The 21806-nt window shown below is 70.4% G+C and carries 19 protein-coding genes and 2 pseudogenes; 15 read left to right on the top strand and 6 right to left on the bottom strand.

Features of this window, described 5'->3' with window-relative positions; genetic code table 11:
• Positions 1-26 precede the first annotated feature (26 nt).
• The 10 genes from eccD to ACFWM7_RS03800 all read left to right on the top strand — a co-directional run bounded on the left by eccD (position 27) and on the right by ACFWM7_RS03800 (position 13020).
• A complete protein-coding gene (eccD, locus tag ACFWM7_RS03845) occupies positions 27-1370 on the top strand; it encodes a type VII secretion integral membrane protein EccD (RefSeq protein ID WP_383254706.1) in 1344 nt (447 codons plus the stop codon).
• Between the two features lie 58 nt (positions 1371-1428).
• Entirely contained in the window at positions 1429-2571 is a 1143-nt protein-coding gene (locus tag ACFWM7_RS03840) for a MinD/ParA family protein (RefSeq protein WP_383254675.1), read from the top strand.
• Positions 2568-6560 (top strand): type VII secretion protein EccCa, encoded by a 3993-nt coding sequence (gene eccCa / locus ACFWM7_RS03835; RefSeq protein WP_383254673.1) that lies wholly within the window; start codon positions 2568-2570, stop codon positions 6558-6560. The genes ACFWM7_RS03840 and eccCa overlap by 4 nt, the downstream gene beginning before the upstream one ends.
• A 67-nt stretch (positions 6561-6627) precedes the next feature.
• Entirely contained in the window at positions 6628-8052 is a 1425-nt protein-coding gene (locus ACFWM7_RS03830; RefSeq protein ID WP_383254670.1) for a DUF6177 family protein, read from the top strand.
• Positions 8053-8186: 134 nt separating this feature from the next.
• A complete protein-coding gene (locus tag ACFWM7_RS03825; protein WP_383254669.1) occupies positions 8187-8519 on the top strand; it encodes a hypothetical protein in 333 nt (110 codons plus the stop codon).
• Positions 8520-8575: 56 nt separating this feature from the next.
• Positions 8576-8887 (top strand): pore-forming ESAT-6 family protein, encoded by a 312-nt coding sequence (locus tag ACFWM7_RS03820; protein ID WP_200718665.1) that lies wholly within the window; start codon positions 8576-8578, stop codon positions 8885-8887.
• A gap of 76 nt (positions 8888-8963) precedes the next feature.
• On the top strand, positions 8964-9389 hold the full coding sequence (locus ACFWM7_RS03815; protein WP_383254667.1) for a DUF6507 family protein: 426 nt from the start codon (positions 8964-8966) through the stop codon (positions 9387-9389).
• Positions 9386-11905, top strand: a complete 2520-nt coding sequence (locus ACFWM7_RS03810; protein WP_383254665.1) for a hypothetical protein — start codon at positions 9386-9388, stop codon at positions 11903-11905. Before ACFWM7_RS03815 ends, ACFWM7_RS03810 begins: the two co-directional genes overlap by 4 nt.
• Complete coding sequence (locus ACFWM7_RS03805; RefSeq protein WP_383254663.1) at positions 11902-12654, top strand: hypothetical protein; 753 nt, start codon at positions 11902-11904, stop codon at positions 12652-12654. Before ACFWM7_RS03810 ends, ACFWM7_RS03805 begins: the two co-directional genes overlap by 4 nt.
• Before the next feature lie 51 nt (positions 12655-12705).
• A complete protein-coding gene (locus ACFWM7_RS03800; RefSeq protein ID WP_383254661.1) occupies positions 12706-13020 on the top strand; it encodes a hypothetical protein in 315 nt (104 codons plus the stop codon).
• A gap of 9 nt (positions 13021-13029) precedes the next feature.
• Here ACFWM7_RS03800 and ACFWM7_RS03795 read toward each other — a convergent pair.
• A pseudogene (locus tag ACFWM7_RS03795) lies at positions 13030-13616 on the bottom strand (DUF1707 domain-containing protein).
• Positions 13617-13749: 133 nt separating this feature from the next.
• On the bottom strand, positions 13750-15174 hold the full coding sequence (locus ACFWM7_RS03790; RefSeq protein WP_383254659.1) for an FG-GAP and VCBS repeat-containing protein: 1425 nt from the start codon (positions 15172-15174) through the stop codon (positions 13750-13752).
• A gap of 199 nt (positions 15175-15373) precedes the next feature.
• Here ACFWM7_RS03790 and ACFWM7_RS03785 point away from each other — a divergent pair, with 199 nt between their 5' ends.
• Positions 15374-16279: a class I SAM-dependent methyltransferase gene (locus tag ACFWM7_RS03785; RefSeq protein ID WP_383254657.1), complete on the top strand. Its 906-nt coding sequence runs from the start codon at positions 15374-15376 to the stop codon at positions 16277-16279.
• Positions 16280-16321: 42 nt separating this feature from the next.
• Here ACFWM7_RS03785 and ACFWM7_RS03780 read toward each other — a convergent pair whose 3' ends face one another.
• Entirely contained in the window at positions 16322-17023 is a 702-nt protein-coding gene (locus ACFWM7_RS03780) for a GPP34 family phosphoprotein (RefSeq protein ID WP_383254655.1), read from the bottom strand.
• Between the two features lie 194 nt (positions 17024-17217).
• Here ACFWM7_RS03780 and ACFWM7_RS03775 point away from each other — a divergent pair, with 194 nt between their 5' ends.
• Positions 17218-18144 (top strand): alpha/beta hydrolase, encoded by a 927-nt coding sequence (locus tag ACFWM7_RS03775; protein ID WP_383254652.1) that lies wholly within the window; start codon positions 17218-17220, stop codon positions 18142-18144.
• Here ACFWM7_RS03775 and ACFWM7_RS03770 read toward each other — a convergent pair.
• Positions 18104-18331: pseudogene (locus ACFWM7_RS03770) on the bottom strand (GNAT family N-acetyltransferase); the annotation flags it as partial. The gene ACFWM7_RS03775 and the pseudogene ACFWM7_RS03770 overlap by 41 nt on opposite strands.
• Positions 18332-18556: 225 nt before the next feature.
• Positions 18557-19222: an NIPSNAP family protein gene (locus ACFWM7_RS03765; RefSeq protein WP_383254650.1), complete on the bottom strand. Its 666-nt coding sequence runs from the start codon at positions 19220-19222 to the stop codon at positions 18557-18559.
• A 72-nt stretch (positions 19223-19294) separates the two neighbouring features.
• On the opposite strand from ACFWM7_RS03765, the gene ACFWM7_RS03760 reads away from it, so the two are divergent.
• Positions 19295-20326, top strand: a complete 1032-nt coding sequence (locus tag ACFWM7_RS03760; protein WP_383254647.1) for a helix-turn-helix transcriptional regulator — start codon at positions 19295-19297, stop codon at positions 20324-20326.
• Here ACFWM7_RS03760 and ACFWM7_RS03755 read toward each other — a convergent pair.
• On the bottom strand, positions 20287-20631 hold the full coding sequence (locus ACFWM7_RS03755) for a hypothetical protein (protein ID WP_383254645.1): 345 nt from the start codon (positions 20629-20631) through the stop codon (positions 20287-20289). The genes ACFWM7_RS03760 and ACFWM7_RS03755 overlap by 40 nt on opposite strands.
• A 133-nt stretch (positions 20632-20764) precedes the next feature.
• Between ACFWM7_RS03755 and ACFWM7_RS03750 the strand changes: the two genes are divergently transcribed.
• Together ACFWM7_RS03750 and ACFWM7_RS03745 are read left to right on the top strand one after the other, a co-directional pair.
• Positions 20765-21565, top strand: coding sequence for a helix-turn-helix domain-containing protein (locus ACFWM7_RS03750; protein ID WP_383254640.1), 801 nt, complete (start codon positions 20765-20767; stop codon positions 21563-21565).
• Positions 21558-21779 carry a DUF397 domain-containing protein gene (locus ACFWM7_RS03745; protein ID WP_383254638.1) on the top strand — a complete coding sequence of 74 codons (222 nt, stop codon included), beginning with the start codon at positions 21558-21560 and terminating at the stop codon, positions 21777-21779. Before ACFWM7_RS03750 ends, ACFWM7_RS03745 begins: the two co-directional genes overlap by 8 nt.
• Positions 21780-21806: the final 27 nt, after the last annotated feature.

The raw sequence follows: 21806 nt of genomic DNA, 5'->3' as shown, positions 1-21806 counted from the left end.
GGTTTCCGTAAGTGGTGAGCACAGCAATGACGTCCCGCTCGGAACTGAGCCGAGTGACCCTGGTCGGCGAGCGGCGCCGGGCCGACATCGTGCTGCCCTCGGACACCCCGATCGGTCAACTACTGCCGGACATACTTCAGTTGCTCGACGACCGCGCGGCATCGCGGCCGTTGACCCGGCAGTTGATCACCTCCGACGGTTCCGCCCTGCCGCACGACAGCACCCTCGCCTCGGCCGGTGTCAGCGACGGCGCCGTGCTGCGCCTGGTCAGGACCCACGCGGCGCCGCCCGCCCCGGTGGTCCACGACGTCACTGACCAGGTGGCCGACCATCTCGACCTCCAGGCCTGGCGCTGGCGTCCGGCCGCGCGCAGGGTCGCCGCCGGGGCGTCGACCGTGGCCTTCGCGGTGGTCGCCGCCCTGCTGGCCCGGCGGGAGGTCCCCTTGGACACCCTGGCCGTCGCGCTGGCGGTCGCCACCGCGGTCCTTCTGGTGGGCGGCGCGCTGTGCGCCCGGATCAGGGCGGGCAACCGCGGACTGGCCACCGCGCTGCTGTTGGTCTCCGGCGGCCTCGGCGTCCTCACGGCCTGGACCGCCGCCGACGCGTACGGCTGGTCGGGCCCGGCCCGGCTCGCCGCGGTGGCGACGGCGGTGGCCATGGCCCTGCTGCTGCTCGGCTTCTTCTCACCGCTCGGCCGCGGCGGCCTGATCGGCGCGGGAGCCACGGCGGTCGTGGCCGCGGTGTGGGAGGCCGTCGCCGCGTTGGAATCGGATCCGGCCCGACTGGGCGCCGTGATGGCGGTGTTCTCCGTGGTCCTGCTCGGCATGCTGCCCCGGCTGGCCCTGATGGCGTCCGGCCTCACCGCGCTCGACGACCGGCGGTCGGGCGGGGCCTCGGTCAGCCGCCACGACGTCGCCGACGCGCTGGCCGCCACGCACCGCGGACTCGCCCTCGCAACCGTGGTCACCGCGGTCTCGGCGACCGCTGCGGGCTGGCTCCTCACACTGGCCGCCCGGCCGACCGTGTGGACGGTTCTCCTCCCCTCCCTGGTGGCGGTGGTGCTCCTGTCGAGGGCGCGTGCGTTTCCCTTGGTGGCCGAGGTGGTGGCCCTGTTCGCCGCTGCGGCGGTCCTTCTCGTCCGCCTCGTGATGCTGTGGATGGACCAGGGATCCGGGGGTGCGGGCCCCGTCGTCGTACTCGGCGCGGCGGCGCTGCTGCCGCTGCTCGCTCTGTCGGTGGAGCCTCCCGAGCATGTACGGGTGCGGCTGCGGCGCACCGCCGACCTCGTCGAGTCCATCGGCATGGTGGGGCTGTTCCCGCTCGCCATCGGTGTGTTCGGCGTGTACGGCCAGTTGCTCGACAAGTTCTGACATTCATGCGCGGGCGGCTCCGGTCGGGGGATCGGAGCGGCGGAGGAGAAGGGCAGACATGCCGAACGCGAACAACTGGCAGGGTGACGTGCTCCGCGACCTGAGGGGTACGCCTCCGCAGCAGCATGCGACGAGTCACGACCCGGCGCAGGAGCAACAACAGCAGCCCCCACCCCAGCGACAGGAACCTTCAGGGACAGAGGCACAGCCACCGAGCCGGAACACCGCCGCCTCGCCCGGGCCCGCCGCTCCCCCGCCCCGTACGCAACGCCCCGCCCGCTCCCCCGACTCACGGCCCGTCGTGGACAGCGCGCTGACCGGTACCGCACGACGCCCCCAGCGAGGCGAGTCGGCCACCGCCCGAATATCGCGCGCCGTACGCCGGATCGTTTCCTCGTCCACGGCGCGCGAGGTCGCCGAGCTGACCCGGACCGCCGAGCAGATCCAGCAGCCGGTGACGACCGGCCGGCAGATCGCCGTCACCTCCATCCGGGGCGGTGCGGGCAAGACGACGGTGGCCGCTCTGCTCGGCACGGCGTACGCGCACTACCGCCACGACCCGGTCCTCCTCGTCGAGGCCGACCCGGCGCTCGGTTCGCTGCCGCTGCGCCTCGGCGCCGACTCCCTGCGCTGGACCACCGCCGATCTGGCGGACATCGTGGAGCCGCAGATGTCGCTGCTCGACGTCACCGGCTATCTCGTCCAGCTCCCCGACAACGCCTGGCTGCTGCCCGGCAGTCAGGGCCGGATCGGGGCGATGCTGGACACGGCGGCGTACGAGCGGGTCATGGTCGCGCTGCGCCGCTACTTCGGAGTGACCGTGGTCGACTGCGAGACCCTGCCTGCCGAGGTCGCCCGCGTAGCGCTCTCGGCCGCCCAGGCCCGGGTGCTGGCCGTCCCCGCCACACTGGACGGCATCACCAGTACGTACGCGGTCCTGCAGTGGATGCAGGGGCTGCCCCGCCACATGATCGCCGGGACCGTGGTCGCGCTCACCAGCACGACGTCCCGCCCCGGGATCGACGTCGAGGCGGCCGCCGAGAAACTCCGGTCCACCGGTGCGGCCGTCCATGTCCTCCCCCACGACCGGCACCTGGCGGCGGGCGGAGAACTCCGCACCGAACTGCTCGCCCGGCCCACGCGGCTGGCAGCCGCCCGGCTGGCCGCCGAGGTCTTCCAGCTCTCCCAGAAGCGCCGATGAGTACCCGCCTGATCCACCGCCCCGCCCGGACCACCCGTCCGCCGGCCGCGCCCGCGCCCCGCACCATCGAGGCCCCGCCCAACCTCCCCGAGGGCAAGGCGGGCAACATCGCCATGTCGCTGCTGCCGGTCGCCGGGGTCATGTCGTCCGTCGTGATGATGACGGTCGTCCGCAACAGCCAGTTCGCCGCCCTCGGCGCGATCATCCTCGTGGTCACCGTCATCGGCTCCGTGGCCCTGCTCTTCTCGCAGCGGGGCAAGGCCCAGCGCACCCGCCGCACCCAGCGCGAGGCGTATCTCGCCTATGCGGAGGACCTGCGGGAGGAGCTCTCGGGCGAGGAGCGCGAGCGGCGTGAGCACGCCGACGTCCTGAATCCTCCGCCGTACGCCCTGTACGACATCGTGCGGGACCCGGCGCGCCTCTGGGAGCGGCGCAGGGTCGACGACGACTTCCTGCGGGTACGGGTCGGCACCGGCGAGATGCCCGTCCGGGATCTGCAGATCGCCGAGCCGGGGTCGACGGTGCTCACCCCGCCGGACCTGTTCATGCTCAACGAGGCGTCGGCGCTGGTGAACCGGTTCCGCAACGGCACCGAACTGCCGCTCACCGTCCCGCTGGACCGGATCGGCAACGTCAGTGTGATCGGCCCCCGCGAGGACTGTCTGCGGGTGGCCCGCGCCCTGCTGGTCCAGACGGCCGCTCTGCACGCCCCCGACGACGTGGCCATCGCCCTCGCCGCACCGGGGGATCGCATGGCCGACTGGGAGTGGGCCAAGTGGCTGCCGCATCTGCTCGACACCGAGCAGTTCGACGGTCCGGTCGCCGCCCGTCGCATCGCCCCCTCCGCCCCGCAGCTCGCCCGGCAGATCGGGGCGGAGCTGCGCCGCCGGGCCTCGTACGCGGCCGAGGTCCGCCGGGGCCTGGCCGGCCGGGACGCGCTGTCCATGAACTCCCGGCTGCTCGTCGTCACCGACGGGCACGGCGAGGACGCCGTCGATCTGCCGCGCCCGGACGACGCCGTCGGCCTGCGGGAGATGGGCGTCACCGTGCTGCACCTGCTGGATCAGCGGGTGCAGGAGCCGGGGCACGTCAGCGTACGGATCACGGTCGACGGCACGGACGTGACCATCGAGGACCTGCGTACCCCGGAGCCGGTGGAGGCGCACGGCACGGTGGACGAGGCGGGCATCCCGTTCGCCGAGGGGCTGGCCCGGATGCTCGCGCCGCTGCGGCTGTCCGCGGAGTCCGTGGGGGACGCGCCGCTGTCCGGTCCGGTGGAGTTCGCGGCGATGCTCGGTATCGACGACGTGGCCCGGCTCGACCTGGGGCGGCTGTGGGCGCCGCGCGGCGAACGCGCCTTCCTGCGCGTGCCGATCGGCATCAGCGACTCCCACGAGCCGGTGCTGCTGGACCTCAAGGAGTCCTCGGAGCTGGGGATGGGCCCGCACGGGCTGTGCGTGGGCGCGACGGGTTCGGGCAAGTCGGAGCTGCTGCGCACCCTGGTCCTCGCCCTGGTGGCCACCCATCCGCCGGAGGATCTGGCGCTCGTACTGGTCGACTACAAGGGCGGGGCGACGTTCGCGCCGTTCGCGGAGCTTCCGCATGTGGCCGGGGTCATCACCAACCTGGAGAACCAGGCGGGGCTCGTCGAGCGGGTCCACTCCTCCCTCGCCGGTGAGGTCAAGCGCCGCCAGCAGGCCCTCAAGGACGCGGGGAACGTCGCGGACATCGGCGACTACGCGGCTCTGCGCGCCGAGAAGCGGCCCGATCTGGACCCGCTGCCGCACCTGTTCGTGGTGATCGACGAGTTCGGCGAACTCCTCACCGCGAAGCCGGACTTCATCGATCTGTTCCTCTCCATCGGCCGCATCGGCCGTTCCATCGGCGTCCACCTCCTGCTCTCCAGCCAGCGCATCGAGGGCGGCAAGCTCAAGGGCCTGGACACCTACCTCTCCTACCGGCTCGGCCTGCGCACCTTCTCCGCCGACGAGTCCCGTACGGTCCTGGAGACCACGGACGCCTTCCACCTGCCGCCACTGCCGGGATTCGGCTATCTGAAGGTCGACACGAGCCACTACACCCGCTTCAAGGCGGGTTATGTGTCGGGCGGTTACCGAGGCCCGGTCCGCCGGCACGACGAGGAGGAGACCGGCCCGCTGGCGCTGCTGTACGAAGCGTTCAACACCCTGGCCGGGGCGGACGAGGCGCGCCAGTCCCCCGAGCCGGCGTCCCGTCGTCGCGAAACAGGGCCGACGGAACTCGGCGTCATGGTCGGCCAGTTGACCGGAGCCGCCGCTGCCGTACGGAGCATCTGGCTGCCGCCGCTGCCCGCGGCCACGGCGCTGGACACCGTCGCCGGTCCGCTGGACATCGGGCCGGACGGGATGCGGCTGACGGGAGCGGACACGGAAGGACGCCGGACGCCTCTCCGCGTTCCCGTCGGCCTGCTCGACGACCCGGCCAGACAGTGGCAGGGCCAGTGGTTCCTGGACCTGACCGTGGCCGGCGGTCACGCGGCGGTGATCGGCGGACCGCAGTCGGGCAAGACGACCCTGCTGCGCACGCTCGTCCTCTCCCTCGCCCTCACCCACACCCCGCGCGAGATCGGCGTCTACGGACTCGACCTCGTCGGCGGCGGGCTGCAGGCTCTGTCGGGTCTGCCGCACGTCGGCGGCATCGCCGGCCGTGCCGACCGGGAACGGGCCGCGCGCACCGTCGAGGAGGTCCGCACGATGCTCGCGTTGCGCGAGGACCTCTTCCGCGAGCACGGCATCGACTCGGTCGATCACCTGCGCACCCTGCACGCGGCCGGCCGGCTGCCCGAACTCGCGTCGGCCGAGATCCTCCTCGTCATCGACGGATTCGGCGCGCTCCGCGACGACTTCGACGAGCTGGACGACGCGATCGCCGACATCCTCAAGCGCGGCGGCGGCTACGGCATCCACGTCGTCGCGGGCATGCTGCGCTGGAACGACGTGCGCATCGCCATCCAGTCCAACTTCGGCACGCGCGTCGAGCTGCGCCTCAACGACCCCGGCGAGTCCGGCATCGACCGCAAGCTCGCGGAGACCCTGTCGGCGGACGAGCCCGGCCGTGTCCTCACCGACGGGAAGCTCTTCGCCCAGGTGGCGCTCCCCCGTACGGACGGGGTCGACGACACGACGGACCTCGGTGCGGTCCTGGAACGCACCGCCCGCACGGTGCGGGCCACCTGGAGCGGCGAAGTGGCCCAGCCGGTGCGCGTGTTGCCGCAGATCCTGGAGCCCCACTCGCTGCCGGGCCCGGCGGCCGAGCCCACGCGCGTACCGATCGGGCTCGACCAGTCGGCGCTCGCGCCCGTACTGCTCGACCTGTTCCACCACGACCAGCACCTGCTGGTCCTGGGGGACAGCGAATGCGGCAAGACGAACCTGCTGCGGACCGTCGCGCACGGCCTGGTCGACCGCTACGGCGAGGACGATCTGGTGTTCGCCGTGATGGATCCGCGGCGTTCGCTCCGCGGTGTGGTCCCCGAGGAGTTCAACGGCGGCTACGCGTACAACTCGAAGCTGTGCGCGGGACTTTCGACGGCCATCACGACCGAGCTGGAGAAGCGGCTGCCCGACGAGAACGCGCGTCTGGAGGACCTGGAGCCCGGCAACTGGGGCAAGGGCCCTCGCATCGTGGTGCTGGTCGACGACTACGACGTCCTCACAACCGCCGGGCAGTCCCCGTTGTCGCCCTTCCTCCCGTACATCCCCTCGGCGGTCGACATCGGCCTTCACTTCGTCCTGACGCGGCGGGTCGCCGGTGCGTCGCGCGGCATGTACGAGCAGCTGGTGCAGGGTCTGCGGGAGTCGGGGGCCTCGGCACTGCTGATGGCGGGCGACCGCAGCGAGGGCCAGCTCTTCCCCGGCGTGTACGCCTCTCAACAAGCGCCCGGCCGGGGCGTGTTCATCCGCAGGGGTCAGCCGAACCGCCTGATCCAGACGGTGTACGCGCCGATGTGAGACCACGGCGCGGCGCACTGCCCTCGCACACCCACCACCGATCGACGAAGGACCGGACGACCACGCCATGACCAAGGACGTCATCGCCCTCACTCCCCGGATGCCCGACCCCTGGGCCGTACTGGCGGGTCTGCTCTCCGGCGGCCCGGACAAGCTGGTGGGCACCCGGCGCGAGGGGGCCGTGATCCAGCTCTGCGACGCGGAGGGCCGCCCGCTCGTCTCCGTGGAGGCGCCGCTGCTGGTCTCCGTCGAGGGCGAGGCCGAGCGGCTGCTCGGGGCCACGGCGCCCCCGGTCCCGTACTGGTGGACGGAGGCGCGCGCCACAACGGGCGTCGCGGAGGCGGAAGCGCTCGCGGGCACGTTCGCGGCCCGGCTGGCCACGCTGGTGGGCGGCTCCGCCTGGCCGCCGGACGCGGCCGGCTCGATCGCCGTGGTGAAGACCGACGGCGTGAGGGTGGCCCCCGAACCGGCGGCGGACCGGCCCGCCATCGACGTGCTCACCGGCAAGGTCGCTGTCGTCATCCAGGACCGCCCGGTGGTGGCCATGACGGCCTGGCTCTCGGACGCGTTCCGCGCGGCGGCAGAGGCCGGTCTCGGCCTCCAGATCGTCAGCCCGGCGGGCACCACGCTCTCCCCTGCCGTACGGGACGCGCTGGGCGGCTGGCCGTCCCGCTGGATCGTCCAGGACGAACGGGACGGCTACTACGACGGCCTGACGGGCGCCGTACTGCGCTGGCAGGACGGCGCGTTCGACCCGGTCCTCTCCCCCGACGCCACCGAGGACGACCCACGCACGCCGGTGGCGGCCGCCTACCAGGAGGTTCACGACACCGGCGACCGCCAACTGGGCCTGACCTTCCGTATGGTGCACCCGGCGGACGAGCGGCTGGTGCTGGGGGGCGGCCTGGAGACGGTGTGGCGGGAACTGACCGGCGAACCTCCGGCCGGCTGGGGCACATCGGAACCGGCGAACCTCCCCTGGTCGCTGCGCCGGCTGACCGACGTCGCGTACGAGCGGTCACCCGAACCGACCTGGCTGGTGGTGGTCGGGAATCGCGCGCGACCGGGAATCGCGACCATACGCATCACGCGGACGCAGGCGGGCGTGGAGGAGGAGGTGACCCTGGCGTTCGGCTACGGCACCGGCCCCGGCGAGGAGCCTCCGCTGGACGCCCTGCCCGCGGCCGCCGAGGCGCTCGCCACACGCCACCACCTCCAGTCGATGCTCGTACAACTTCGCAAAGCGCGCCGCGATGTGGCCGTGCCGCCGCGCTTCGAGGGCCCGGGGGTCCCGCTGGCCTTCGTGCTGGGTGCGGAGGAGGTCCGCGCCATGCCGGGAGACCGGGCACGCCGCACGCCGCTGGCCGAACAGCCGGTGCCGCTCGGCCCGAAGACCAGGCAGGCGCTGTACTACCCGTTGCCGGGGGACCCTTCGGACCTGTCGGGGTGGCAGGACTTCGAGAGGCTGGTGCGGCACCTGAAGGGAGCGTAGGTCTTCGTCGGCCGCAATCTGGCCGATTGCAGATTGCAGTAGCGATGTCGGGGTTGATAGACAGAGACATACGCGTACGTTCGTTCGACGTATGCGATGTGTTTCGGTGGAACGTCGGTGGAACGGGGGATGTCATGAAGTTCGACATGGGGGCGTCGGTCCTTTCGAGGCTGTTGTCGGATTCGCAGGGTGCGAGTACGGATCTGGGGACGCTGATCCAGCAGCTGATCGCGGCGGCGGAGCCGTTGGAGGGGAAGTTCAACGGGGCGGGGAAGGTCGCGTTCGACGACTTCAAGTCGCGTTCGGACGAGATCACGAAGGCGTTGAACGCGTCGCTGTCGGGGATTCTGGGCGGTCAGGCGGGGATGGACGCGGCGTTCGGTTCGGGTGATCAGGAGCAGGACGAGAACGCGAAGTCGCAGATGGCGTCGGCGAATTTCGACGCGGCGCGTTTCGGCGGTCGCTGACACCGAGCGCGGCAACCGGCTCATACAGGCATTGTCCAACGGGGAGTTGAGGATTGATGGCAGGCAGCACGGACCGGCGTTCGTACGACACGGGTGCTTCGACGGAGGTTCAGGCGGCGCTTCAGTCGGTGATCAGCCGGTTGGAGCAGGTGATCACGGCGCGGGACACGCAGGTGAAGGCTGCGATGAACGACTTCGCGGCTGACGGGGTGGCGGACGAGTACCACGGCAAGGAGCTGCGGTGGTACGCGACGTCGCAGGAGGTGCGGAACATCATCCGGCTGCTGCGGACGACGTTGGAGAAGAACGACGGGACGGCCGCGCAGACGCTGGCGCGTGCGAAGGCCGCGGTCGACAGCATCGGCTGACCGCCTGACCGCTTCGTGTTGTGGCCCGTCGTGCGGGTGGGCGGCTCGGCTGTGTTGTACGTACGGGGGATGTGGAATGACCGGGTGGGATATCAAGCCGCAGGGTGTGCAGGGCCAGTTGAAGGTCGTCGGGGTGCATGCCGGTGAGCTGGAGAAGGCGCTGAACGCGCTGATGAAGGACCTCGGGGAGGCCGCACGGTGGGCGGGGACCGCGGTTCCGGGAACTGCTGCGAGTACGCCGTTGCACGGTCCGGTGGCACCGGGGCAGGCGCCGTTGTCGCGGGCGGCGTCGGGGCCGGTGGCGGCGGCGCTGGGTGAGTACGTGACGGCGCGGCAGGCGCAGCTGAAGTCGATGTCGGAGCGGATCCAGGCGGCTGTGCTGGGTGCGGCGACGGCGACGAATGAGTATGTGGAGGGCGACCTCGACACGGCGAAGCAGGCGCAGAACGCGGCGAAGTCGGTGCGTCTGGACGTGCTGAAGGACCTGCGGGGTGCGAAGTGAGTGATGACCAGCCGGTGGTCCTGGAGGGCATCCCGGTCTTCACGGGCGACCTCGCCCTGCTGGACGCCACGGTCAAGGAGCTGACCAAGGACGGGGCGAAGATCGCCACGGCCGCGGGCGACATCCACAGCAGCTTCGGCGGTCTACAGGCCTTCTACCAGGCCCCCGAGGCCGATCAGCTGTTCGCGACGACGAAGCCGGTCGCCGACCGGGGGGCGGCGCTGAAGTCCGACCTGGCCACGATCACCGGTGCGCTGAGCGCCTACTCGGACGAGGCGCACCCGCTGGTCGAGAAGCTGAGGCAGCTCAAGCGGGACGCGGGGGCGTTCCTCGTCAAGGTCAACGCGGACGACAAGTGGCGCGAGGACGGCGACCTGATCGAGGAGAACAATCGCCGCCGCGACGAGATCATCGAGACCTGGACCGCGTTCCAGGCGGTGGAGCGCGCCTGCTACAGCAAGATCATCGCCCTGGTCCCCGGCGGCAAGCCGCTCACGACGAATGACGGCTCCAACGGCAAGCACATGTACGGGTACGACGCCGAGGCCCTGAAGCAGGCCAAGGGGCTGCCCTGGGGCGACCCGGTCAAGGAGTCGACCCGCTGGTACCAGTTCTACGAACACGTCTGGGACTTCGGCAAGGGCTTCGTCGTCGACGGGGTGTGGGGCACGGTCAAGGGCCTGGGCACCCTGTTCGGCACCGAGGGCTGGGACACGGCCAAGCAGGCCTGGACGGGCCTGGGGAACCTCGCCACGGGTGTGATCCTCACCGTCGCCGCACCGCACGCGTTGTGGCTGACTCCGGAGAAGGACCTGCCGGGCTTCGCCCGGGACGCGCGCAACGCGATGAAGGAGACCGGCAAGGCGCTGATCGCCTACGACCAGTGGGGCGAGAACCCGGCGCGCGCCGGGGGCGCGGTCACGTTCAACGTCCTGACAACGGTCTTCACCGGCGGCGCCGGAGGCGGCGCCTCGGGCGCCGGCAAGGCGGCCGCCGCGGCGAAGGCCCTCTCCTTCGCGAACAAGGCGGGCCGGGTCGTCGACCCGACGACGTACCTCTTTAAGGGCGCCGGCGCGGGCCTCACCAAGATCAGCGATGTGATGGCCGGCCTGAAGGGCAGCGGCGCCGTCGAGATCCCGCCACTGCCGGACAACATCTACACCCTGCCCGAGGGTGGCATCCGCCTCTCCGACGGCACCGTGCACCTCCCGGCGGGCACGGCGATACCGGACGGTGCGATCCGCCTGACCGACGGCACCGTCAAACTCCCGGAGGGAACCGTGGCCCTGCCGGAAGGCACGGTCAGGAACCCGTTCGACCAGGGCGCGCCCTACATGAGCCGCGAAGGCCACCTCTACAACGAAGACGGCAGCATCGCCCAACTCGCCGACCAAGCCAAAAACGAAAAGACTCCCGAAAGGATCGACACCACCCCACCCCGCATCGAAACCCCGGAATCTGCCCTGGTCGGCGCAGGACGAACCGTCGATCCGGAATTCCCACTCCGCGCCGACAGCAGCCTCAGCAACCGGATTAGTGGCCTGGAACCTGCAGTAGTCAACCGCCCTGGTCACCTGGCATCCCAAAACTCGGTGGGTGGCAGCGGGCGGGGTCAGGGCTCCAGCGGTGACCCCTTTGAGCCGCCATCAACCCTCGGGCGATCAAGCGAACCGGTGACAGGACAGCCAGGCTTCCCAGCCAACGACATCGGCGGCGGCCCCACCGGGAGTTCTCACCATGCGGCCGGTGCTTCAGACGCGCCCATTGGCGGGTTCGTGGACGAACCGGCAGTTGGCCGCCCAAACGACCAGCCTCAAGATCACGGCGGCGGCTTGCCCGAGGATCCAAACAGTACGCATGTGAACAGTCTGGACCACCCGCCGCTGGAAGCGGCATCTACGGTCAGGCCGGACGGCGCTCGGTATATTGATGAGCCTAGCGAATACTCGGGAAGGATCTTCGATGAGATCCGCGCTACGCCTGACTCAGCGGATCTCCCCTATATTTCCGAACGAACAGGCATCAGTGAGAGTGTATTGCAGCGCGTAAAAACCCACATGTTCCGCACGGAGCACGTAGTCGTCGCAGAAAAGGGCGTGGCCAGGGAAGGTCTCTTCACGCCACGTGACGACATCGCCGATCTGTGGCAAGCGGCACGAAATCGTGAGCTTGACGGAAACGAAGCCGTGAAGTTTCAGCGGCTGATAGCTCATGAGTACGTTGAGAGTCACCTCATGGAGGCTGGCCTTCCCTACCTCTTCGATCATCCGAGATCTTGGACAGTCGACATGGTCAACGGTGTCGCTGACGGCCACTACCGCGCCTGGCCCAAAACCTGGCGGGATGCTGGTGCCCACGAACTCACCATCAGTGAGCGTAGAGGCGGGTTCGCACAGTGGCAAGGGCTCGGGCTGCAAGCGCCTAAGGTTGAGCTGGCATCAGACCTCTCCAATATTGACGAGGTCATGGAAGCCGCCTTCCAAGTACTGCGATCGAATGGAATTGAACTAAAGTGACCGATGCGCAAGGTGCTGCCGTACTGCGAAGGCTGGAGTCAATCGACTGGGTCGACAGCTGGGACTCCGCTCTCACACATGCCCAATCTCGCCGCCTGTTGATGCACGAATACCTCAGGCGATCCGCGTTGTGGGCCAAACGCTTCCACGCCGAGACTTCGTGGCCATTTTTCGATATCACCGAGTCGATCAACCCGTCTTTTCTTCTGCCATCAGATATGGGTCATGAACTTGAGAGCTTCCTCAGGGAGGTTCCCTACGGCGCCCGGAGAACGTGCAAGGGTGCCGTTCAGCTAACCGCAATGGGCCCGCTAGAGATCGACAGGAGCGAACCTCTTCCAGACCTTTACGATCCCCTGATTCTTTTTTATGAGAGAGGGGGGGAGTTCCTGCAGGACGGAGCAGGATTCATCGACCTAACTGGGATCTCAATCAGATTGAAGAGTCTCGCAGTCCATTTGGAATCTGCGCCCTTCCTGTCGTTGCGCACGACCACCCTGGACGCCATGGATGCCGAGGGGGAGATCTCCTACTACAAGGCGACAGGGGAATCATTGTCGGGGATCATTCGCCGCAGGATTACGGGCACAGGAGAGAGTCTGGACGAGGCTATCCGCGATAAGAGCTTGTGGCAGCAGACCGGACAACTCGAGCTCGCAGAGAGCGGTGCCTCGAGTATCACATACGTGCAAATCGGCGACATCGAAGCCGCCAGAATGATCGAGCGAATCATCGAGGTTTCACCCTAGTTCGCCAGGCGGACACGGAGCGATGTCCGGTTGGGGATGGATAGTTCTAAGGTGAGGCAGGAGCTCACGAAGAAGAGGCAGGCTCCCTTTGGCATGCCCAAGGGCGTCGCCCTTCTCGCGACGCCGGAAGGCTGGCGCCACAGTGTTCTCACCGAGGGGGGCGGGACGCTCTGCGGGCGCCTTACCGGCCTGCCGCCCGATACCGACCCCGCCGAGGCACGGGCCGCCGTGACCGCGATAGTGGTTGGACTGGCGCACGACGTGAACGAAGCCGACGTCGACGTGTTCTGGGATCAGCCTCGGGAACCCGCGTTCTGGACAGCCCGAGTCAGCATTGTGGAGCCCCCGCCGAGCGCCCGAGCTTGAGCGACAGGCTCAGTCCCGCGTCGCGTTGCCGTTCAGCTTGCGACGTTCCCGCTTGTTGGGGTGGCGGATGACCACGCCGGCCATGCCGCCGGAACCGGTGAGCCGGATCAGTGGCGTTCCCGGGAGGCGGTCGGGCGTGGCCTTGTCCTTGATCCCGCCGAATCCGGGGTCCATGCCGGTGGTGTCCGTGGCCCAGGCGTCGGGGATGACGATCGTGACGCCGGAGGTCTCCCCGTACGCCTCCACCACGACCTCGGAGAGGCGGCACTCGGCCCGGGTGAAGTCGAGGCTCACCCCTCCCAGCGGCCGGGGCCCCGGGACGCGCCGTACATGCCGCCCTTGAGTACCAGCGGCGGCAGGTTCTCCGCTGCCGACGAAGGTGACTGCGGCAAGTCGGCCGTGAGGAGCGCCAGTTCGCCGTACGTCTTGGACGTCAGCGCCTGCTCCAGGCGGGAGTCCAGCTCATCGAGGTCGATGCGCCCCTCGGCCGCCGCATCGCGGAGCTGCTCCACCACTGCTTCCCGGTCGTCGTGAGAAGCGCGGAGCTCTCCTGATGGGACGGGGCGCGGAGAGGGCTCCGGGGGCTGGGCAGTCATGATCCCAAGAATAGGCAGTCGGCGGACGGGGCGAACAGGGGCAGCGCATCGCGAGCGCCGCCCCCTGCGACGTCCTCACACCGGCGTATTGAGTAAATGTCCGCAACATCCCGGTTGCTCGTGAACGGCCGCCTCAGCCCAGCCGGTTGCCGAAGCGGGCCGCCGACGGCGTCACGCCCAGGCTCGACTCGCCGAAGGAGACCGAGCCCTTGGTGACCGGGCCCGTGGAGCTGCCCTTGAAGAGCCAGACGCCGCCCTGGTTCGTGTTCTCGCCGGGGGCCGACACCGTCAGCGTGGCCGGTACGCCCTTGGCGGCGGCCACCACGTGGACCTCACCGCCGAACGCGTCGCCCTGCTCGTCGACGCCGGGGACGTTCGCCGTGGACTGGCCGATCACCTTCGTGTCCGCGCCCGTGATGCCCGAGGCGCGGCCCTTGAAGATCAGGGCCCCGCCGGCGTCCTTGGCCGTGTCCACGTCCTCGCCCGGCACGCCCACGACGACCTCGCCGTAGCCGTCACCGTCCAGGTCCCCCACCGCCGCGCTCGCGCCCATCGCGTCGCCCGCCTCGTCCGCGCCCGGCACCCCGGCAGTGGCCTGGGTGATCCACTTCGGCTTCACGGACGTGTTCTGGCCGTTGGGGCCGCCGAGGACGACCGCCACCGCGCCGCCCTTGCTCGGGAAGTCCAGGTCGCTGTCCATGCCGGTCGGCTGACGGGTGAAGACCAGGTCGGGATAGGCGTCCCCGTTGATCGAACCGACCGTCACCGAGTCGTGCGTGAGGTACGTTCCCGGCGCGGTGGCGATCGGCGTGTAGGTGAAGCCCGTGCCGGTCGACAGGTACAGCGACGTCCCGCCGCAGTCCGGCTCGTCGGTGCAGCCGGTACGGACGAGCAGGTCGTCCTTGCCGTCGTTGTTGATGTCCGCGGCCTGCACGCCCTCGAAGTCGGTGACCCCGTCGTCGGCGGTGAGTGCCGTGCGCGTGCTGCCGACCGAGCCGTCCGCGCCGATCTTCTCGTCCAGCACGATCTTCCCGGCCCATTCGGTGCGGTCGATCCCGGCCGCGTCCGTCCGGCCGTCCCCGTCGAAGTCGCCCAGGGCGTACCCCTGGCCCTGGAACTCCACGGCGCGGGTGCCGAGGCCGTTCACGCCGCCGAACAGGATGATCCGCGGGCCCTGGCCGGCCGAGACCAGCAGGTCGGTGTAGCCGTCGCGGTCGATGTCGGCGGGCGTCGCCGTGCCGAACCCGGCGTTGGCGGTGGCCGAGCCGGGGACTTCGGGCGTGTTCTGGTGGATCACCTGGTGACGGGCCGGGTCGATGCCCTTCGCGTCGCCCGGATACGCCGCCACGTACCCGGCCTTCTTGATGCCGGACACGGTCCCGTCGGGCACCGAGGCGAACATGTCCGCGTACCCGTCCCCGTTGAAGTCGACCTGCTGACGTGCGGCGGAGGCCGGCGCGGCCGCCACCGCCGTACCGGAGAGGGCCGGTGCGGCGGTCGCCGTGGCCGCGAGCGTCACGAAGATCGCCGAAGCGGTACGGAGTCGAGAAGTCTTCATCGGTTCATCCCCCGGATGTGCACTGGCGGTTGCCAGGTGGGCCTGCCGCCCTACCCGCCAAGAAAGACCATCACCACGGCGAATGGTTGTGCGCTCTGGGCTCCACCCCTTTGCGTACGAGGCTGGCTCCAGCGCCACCTTCTTGCGTTATCGGCAACATCGCATGCATCAGGCGCAAGCTCCTCGTACGCTCGCATACATGGCTCACACACACCAGCACCAGCACCAGCACCAGCACCAGCACGGACCTGCGGCCCACTCCGCCCACGCCCACACCCACGGCTCCGACGCGACGCCCAACGGTCTCCCCGAGATCCTCGACCTCGACGCCGCCCTCTTCGCGCCCCACCTGACCGCGCTCACCGGCCGTATCGCCTGTCTGGCCGGGGACGACGTCCGGCACATCGTCGACCTCGGCGCCGGTACCGGGACCGGCACCTTCGCCCTGCTGGAACAGTTCCCCACCGCCCGGGTGACCGCCGTCGACAGCTCCCCCGCGATGCTGGAGCGGCTGGTTTCGGCGGCCCGGGACCGTGGGCTGGGCGAGCGCGTACGCACGCTGGAGGCCGACGCCGGTGCGGGGCTGCCCGGGGTGGCCGACGCCGACCTCGTCTGGGCATCGGCGTCCCTGCACCACCTGGACGACCCCGCGACCGCCCTCGCGGGCATCCGCGCCGCGCTGCGCCCCGGAGGGCTGCTGGCCGTCGCGGAGGTGGACGGGATGCCTACCTTCCTACCCGCGGACGGGGAGGCGGGTGAGCTGGAGGCCCGCTGCCGGGCTGCGCTCGACGGGCTGCATGCCGAGCGGATGCCGCACCGGGGCGCCGACTGGGGCTCCCTGCTGGCGGCCGCCGGCTTCTCCGTCGAGCAGGAACGCGCCGAGCCGTGGGAGCTGCGCGCCCCGCTGCCCGAGGGGGCGGGCCGGTACGCCTTCCTGGTCTTCGAGCGGATCCGCGGCTCGCTCGACGGGCGCGTCGGCGCCGACGACCTGGCCGCGCTCGACCGGCTGATCGACGGCGGACCCGAGGACGTACGCCACCGCGACGACCTCGTCGTACGGTCCGCCCGCCGGACGTGGATGGCCCGCCCCGTCGAGGGCGGCTGAGCCGGAGCCCTGCGGCCGCGCCGCCCCGGCGCAACGCTCGTCCTACGTGCTGCTGACCGCGACGGCGGTCCCCGCGGACACCGCCGCCACCGTCCGCAGCACCGCCGCGTTCACCGCCTCCGCGCCCCAACTGCTCCGCTCCAGCTCCTTCGCCCGCTTGTAGACCTTGCCGGACCACGGGATGGAGCGGTGCAGCGTCGGGAGCGTGCCGCTCGCGGAGAGCAGTCCGGTCAGCGCCGCCGTACGGTCGTCGGGCTCGGCACCGTCGACCAGGACGGCCCGGACCTTCTCCACCAGGGCCTTCTTGTACCCGGTGTCCGCCACCGTCATAGACGTCGTACGGAACAGGCCCAGCGTCTTCTTCGTCTCCCGGCGCAGCACACCCCGCTCCACGAGCCGGTCGAGCACCGCCTCCCGCTTCCCCACCCCCGTACCGATCTCGATCAGCAGGGTCTGTACGCCGCGCACGCGCTCCCCCACCTTCGCGTGGGCGGCCCGGAGCAGCGGATCCGACGGCGTACGACCGGCGACGGCGTGCACCTTCACGCCGTTCAGGCCGGTGTCGTTCTCGTCGGCCCTGATGTGACCGCCGAGGCCCAGCTCGACGAGGAGCGCGCCGCCCAGCGTGTAGTACAGCGTGCCCGCCCCCGCGATGGCCCCCGACGCGTCGTCCATCATCAACAGCGTCAGGTCTTCGACGATGAGCATGTCGTTGTCGATCTCGTTCTCGTTCTGCTTCTGCATGGCCTCTGTCCAACCGTCGGCGTCCGGTGCGCGGGTCTCCGTCCAGCCTGCCCCACCCGGGCGAGTGGTTCGGTGTGCCCTGTCACCACTGTTCATGACAGACGTCATGTCCGGGCCCACGGCGAGGCCGACCGGCCGGGCGGCGGGACCGGTAGCATCCGGGCGAGACCCGATCGGACGACGAGGAGCGACGCGTGCGATTCGCGCTGGAAGCACTGTTCGCCGACGTACCGGCCGAGCAGATCGCCGAAGCTCGCGCCTTCTACCGGTCGAGGGCGGCGGGCCGCGGGCCCGCCTCCATCGAGGAGCTCAAGGAGGCGCGAGCGAAGAAGCCCGCGCCCCGTGCCGCCGTACCGCCTGCCCTCGAAGAGACCATCGAGGCCGCCGGAGTGCGCGTCCCGGTCCGCGTCTTCCTGCCCGCCGACGGTCCGCCCCAGGGGGTCTACCTGGGCATCCACGGCGGCGGCTTCTACATGGGCACCGCCGCGCAGGGCGACGAACGGCACCGTGCGCTCGCGGACGCCCTGCGCGTCGCCGTCGTCGGCGTCGACTACCGGCTCGCGCCCGAACACCCCTGGCCGGCCGCACCCGACGACTGCGAGGCGGTGGCGCTCTGGCTCGTCGAGGAGGCCGAGGCCCGCTTCGGGACCTCGCGGCTCGCGATCGGCGGAAGCTCGGCGGGAGCCACCCTCGCCCTGGCGACCCTGCTCCGGCTGCGGGACCGGGGTGTCGTCGACCGGTTCACCGGGGCCGCGCTCCGCTTCGGCACGTACGACCTGAGCGCGCGAACCCCGAGCGGCCGCCTCATCGCGGACGAGTACTTCATCCAGGCGTACGTCGGCCACGTGCCGGACCGCGACCGCACCCTTCCCGACATCTCGCCCCTCTACGCCGACCTCACCGGGCTTCCCCCGGCCCTGCTGGTCGTGGGCGCCGAGGACATCCTGCTGGAGGACAACCTGGCGCTGGCGGGCCGGCTGTCGGCAGCAGGCAACGACGTCGAGCTGCGCGTCTACCCCGCCTCGCCCCACGGCTTCACCGGCCACCCCACCGCTCTGGCCGCCACCGCGATCAGCGGCGTCAACTCCTGGCTGCGCGAGCGGATCCGCGATCACCTCTAACGCGAGCGTGCAGATGCATGTCGTGCCGCCCGTCGTCGTGCACGGCCGCGCTGCGCTTGGTGCCCTCCAGCAGGTAGCCGGCCTTGGTCGCGACCCGGCAGGAGGCGTCGTTACGCGTCGAGTGGTCCAACTCCAGCCGGTGGAAGCCGATGTCGTCCAGAGCCCAGGCGCTAACCGCCGCGAGTGCTCCCACGGACGCAGCAACACGCCGTCGGCCACGGGGAGCACGGGTTGCGGGGCGGCGGCCAGGCAGCCGGATGTCAGGGTGGGAGGTGTCGACAACGTACGGGTCATGGCCTCATGGTCACAGCCGGGGTCTGAGGGGGTCGCTCGGCCCCCATGCGCACCCCGGCCGTGCAGCACACGCGGCGCCGCCACAGACGCGGCGCCGTCTCATACACGCGGCACCGTTTCACACACGCGGCACCGTACACACACGCGGCACCGTCGGCAGCAGGCGCAGCCTCTGCGGCGGGCGGCTCAGGTGCTGCGCCAGGTCCGGAAGCGGGGCCGGCTCCCCCGGCGTGAACCAGACGACGACGTCCTCGCCGGTCCGCACGGGCAGAGCCGGGAAGGTGTTCTCCGCGTGCTCGGTACGCAGGACCTGCTGCGGCACCGCCCCGGCGGGCAGCTCCGGACGCAGCCGCCGTTCCACGTGGTCCGCGAAGGCCGCCGGGTCGAGTGGGTGGCAGATGGTCGCGACGACCGTCCCCGCCCCGGCCGGACCGGACACCGTCGGAACGGGCACGGCCGGGCCGCGCAGCAGCAGTACGTCGTCCGAGTCCACCATCGTCGCGGTGGCCGCGTCGCGGTGCGCCCGCCAGACCGGGCCACAGTAGAAGGCGTGCAGGGCCCGGGCCCGTTCCGCCATGTCGGGGAAGCTGCGCAGCCAGACGAAACGGTCCGGGTCGTCCAGGTCCCGGAACCGGCCGCCGACGCGGATGCCCGCCTCTTCCTGACCGGTCACGAACTGCCTCTCGAAGAGCTCGATCAGGGTGTCCCGGGCTCCGGGATGCAGCGTGTACTGCCGGAGTTCGACGACGGACGAACGGTTCTTGGCCAAGGCTTCGGGGTTCATGGCCGGAGGCTAGGTCCGGTTCGCTGTCATCTCCTGTCAGCAATCCCCTCGGGGCCGGGGATAATCCCGGGCATGCGCGCCGGACGGCTCATCTCCCTCCTCCTGCTCCTCCAGAACCGTGGCCGCATGACGGCCCACGAACTGGCCGGGGAGCTGGAGGTGTCGGTCCGGACCGTCTACCGCGATGTCGAGGCCCTGGGCGCGGCCGGCATCCCGCTGTACGGCGACGCCGGGCACGGCGGCGGCTACCGCCTCCTCGACGGCTACCGCACCCGTCTGACCGGACTCACCACCGACGAGGCCCGGGCCGTCTTCCTCGCCGGACTCCCCGGACCCGCCGCCGATCTCGGTCTCGGCGAGGTGCTGGCCGGGGCCCAGCTCAAGCTGCGGGCCGCCCTCCCCGGTGAGCTGCGGGAGCAGGCGGTGCGCGTCCAGGAGCGGTTCCACCTCGACACACCGGGCTGGTACGGGAACGCGGACGAGACGCCCCACCTGACCGCCGTCGCCGCCGCCGTCTGGAACCGGTACGCGATACGCGTCCGCTACCGCCGCTGGAAGGCCCCTACGGACGTCGAACGCCGGCTGGAACCGTGCGGGTTGGTCCTCAAGGCCGGACGCTGGTACCTGGTCGCGATCGCGGACGGCGGCTCCCCGCGTACGTACCGGGTCGACCAGATCCTCGAACTCCACGCCCTGGGCGAGCCGTTCGAGCCTCCCGCCGCCTTCGACCTGGCTGCCTACTGGCGCGACCACCTCACCGGCTTTCACGCCCGGCTGCACACGGGCGTGGCCGTCGTGCGCCTGTCGCCGCGCGGTGTCGCCCTGGTCCGCGAGCGGCTGGGCCATGTGACGGACCGGGCTGTCACGGAAAGCGGGACGGCCGAGGCGGACGGCTGGACCCGGGCCACCGTGCCCGTCGAGTCGCTCGACCACGCCCACGCGGACTTCCTGAAACTCGCCGCCGACCTGGAGGTCGTCGAGCCGGCCGAACTACGCGACCGCCTCGCCGCCACGGCCCGCGAACTGGCCGCCCTCTACGGTACGGGGGCAGCCCCCGTACCGCCTCAGGGGCGCAGCCGGACCAGCCCCGGGCCCGACGGATGACCGGGCTCGAAGGCGTCCGGAATACCCAGCCTCAGGCCACGGCTCCGGGCGACCCGGTGGACATCCCGCAGCGAGTGCGCCAGCGCGGCGGCGACATGGCGGAGCTGGACGGTGGTGGACGTGTCGTCGGCGACCATGTCGTCGGCGTGGTCGAGGAGTTCGTACGCCATGCCGAGTTGCATCGCCTCGACCTTGTCGGCCTCCCGCGAGACCTTGCCGTCGCCGTTGCCGACGACGTAACACGGCCTGCCTGCCGTGCCGGCCCAGGGGAGCAGGCGGACGGTGTTCAGCGGCTGTTCTTTCATGAGGGCGTCAACTCCGTGTGCGATAGGGGTGAATTCTTCGCTGCGTAGCGATCCATTCACAGGGTGCGAGCGGCGCGGCTAGGCTCGCCAGAGGGTTTGTGGTGACACCGCATTCGTCGCACGGGAGTTGGCTGTGAGTAATACCTATGGCGAATGGTTGAAGGCTCAGCGAGAGGCGGCCGGGCTGACACAGCAGCAGCTCGCGGACCTGGCGTTGATGACGCGGTCGCATATCTCGCACATCGAGGCGGGACGTCGCATGCCGAGCGAGGAGGATGCCCAACGGTTGGATTTGGCACTGGGCACGGGAAATGTGCTGACGAGTTTCCGGCCGGGAGCGGAGGACGACGGAGTCCTCGCGGATTACTTCGGCGCGGCGCGGCATCTCGAACAGCAGGCGACGATGATCCGCGAATTCGCCCTGTCATTTCTCCCGGGCATCCTCCAGACCGAGGCGTACGCACGCACCGTCCTCGGCATGGCGTTCCCACCGTTGAGCCCGACGGAGTGTGACAAGGCCGTCGTCGCACGGCTGAATCGCGCGAAGATCTTCCAAGGCGCCAAGCCACCGGTGGTATGGGCGATCCTGGACGAAGCATCGCTCCGACGTCCGATCGGTGGGCCGAAGGTCATGGCGGAGCAGCTGGACCACATCGTTGAGCTCACCGAAGCGAAGCTCATCCGCACGCACGTGCTCCCCATATCGCTCGGGTTCCACTCGTTGCTGGAAAGCATGCTGACGTTGATGTGGTTCGACGACCAGCCGCCGGTCGCCTACAGCGAAGGAGTGCGGGTAGGGAAGCTGCACGACTCTCCGGCCGTAGTCGAGGCACTCCAGAGCCGTTACGCTCTTGCCCTGAGCGACTCCCTGTCACGAGACGACTCTCTGACAGTGGTGAAGGCAACAGCGAAGGGCTACAGAGAACATGGCTAGGCGGATCACCCCGACCACCTCCTCGGCCCTTCGCTGGCGCAAGTCCTCCTACAGCGGCAGCGAGTCGGGCAGCTGCCTGGAGGTCCACGACCACCACCCCACCGCCGTCCCCGTCCGCGACTCCAAGGTCCCCGGCGGGCCCGCCCTGCTCATCCCCGCCGCCGGGTGGACCTCCTTCGTGGACGCGGTCAAGCGTGGGGCCCTCTCCGCCTGACCCGGAAGACCGGCGGAAAGGGCCCCG

The sequence above is a fragment of the Streptomyces sp. NPDC058375 genome (assembly GCF_042723425.1).
Taxonomy (GTDB): Bacteria; Actinomycetota; Actinomycetes; order Streptomycetales; family Streptomycetaceae; genus Streptomyces; species Streptomyces durocortorensis.
Note: the sequence above shows the minus strand (reverse complement) of the source record. Positions and strands in the feature narration are given on the sequence as shown.

Coding starts and splice junctions, on each gene's coding strand:
- eccD (WP_383254706.1), top strand. CDS start 27: ATGACGTCCCGCTCGGAACTGAGCCGAGTGACCCTGGTCGGCGAGCGG.
- ACFWM7_RS03840 (WP_383254675.1), top strand. CDS start 1,429: ATGCCGAACGCGAACAACTGGCAGGGTGACGTGCTCCGCGACCTGAGG.
- eccCa (WP_383254673.1), top strand. CDS start 2,568: ATGAGTACCCGCCTGATCCACCGCCCCGCCCGGACCACCCGTCCGCCG.
- ACFWM7_RS03830 (WP_383254670.1), top strand. CDS start 6,628: ATGACCAAGGACGTCATCGCCCTCACTCCCCGGATGCCCGACCCCTGG.
- ACFWM7_RS03825 (WP_383254669.1), top strand. CDS start 8,187: ATGAAGTTCGACATGGGGGCGTCGGTCCTTTCGAGGCTGTTGTCGGAT.
- ACFWM7_RS03820 (WP_200718665.1), top strand. CDS start 8,576: ATGGCAGGCAGCACGGACCGGCGTTCGTACGACACGGGTGCTTCGACG.
- ACFWM7_RS03815 (WP_383254667.1), top strand. CDS start 8,964: ATGACCGGGTGGGATATCAAGCCGCAGGGTGTGCAGGGCCAGTTGAAG.
- ACFWM7_RS03790 (WP_383254659.1), bottom strand. CDS start 15,174: ATGAAGACTTCTCGACTCCGTACCGCTTCGGCGATCTTCGTGACGCTC.
- ACFWM7_RS03785 (WP_383254657.1), top strand. CDS start 15,374: ATGGCTCACACACACCAGCACCAGCACCAGCACCAGCACCAGCACGGA.
- ACFWM7_RS03780 (WP_383254655.1), bottom strand. CDS start 17,023: ATGCAGAAGCAGAACGAGAACGAGATCGACAACGACATGCTCATCGTC.
- ACFWM7_RS03765 (WP_383254650.1), bottom strand. CDS start 19,222: ATGAACCCCGAAGCCTTGGCCAAGAACCGTTCGTCCGTCGTCGAACTC.
- ACFWM7_RS03760 (WP_383254647.1), top strand. CDS start 19,295: ATGCGCGCCGGACGGCTCATCTCCCTCCTCCTGCTCCTCCAGAACCGT.
- ACFWM7_RS03755 (WP_383254645.1), bottom strand. CDS start 20,631: ATGAAAGAACAGCCGCTGAACACCGTCCGCCTGCTCCCCTGGGCCGGC.
- ACFWM7_RS03745 (WP_383254638.1), top strand. CDS start 21,558: ATGGCTAGGCGGATCACCCCGACCACCTCCTCGGCCCTTCGCTGGCGC.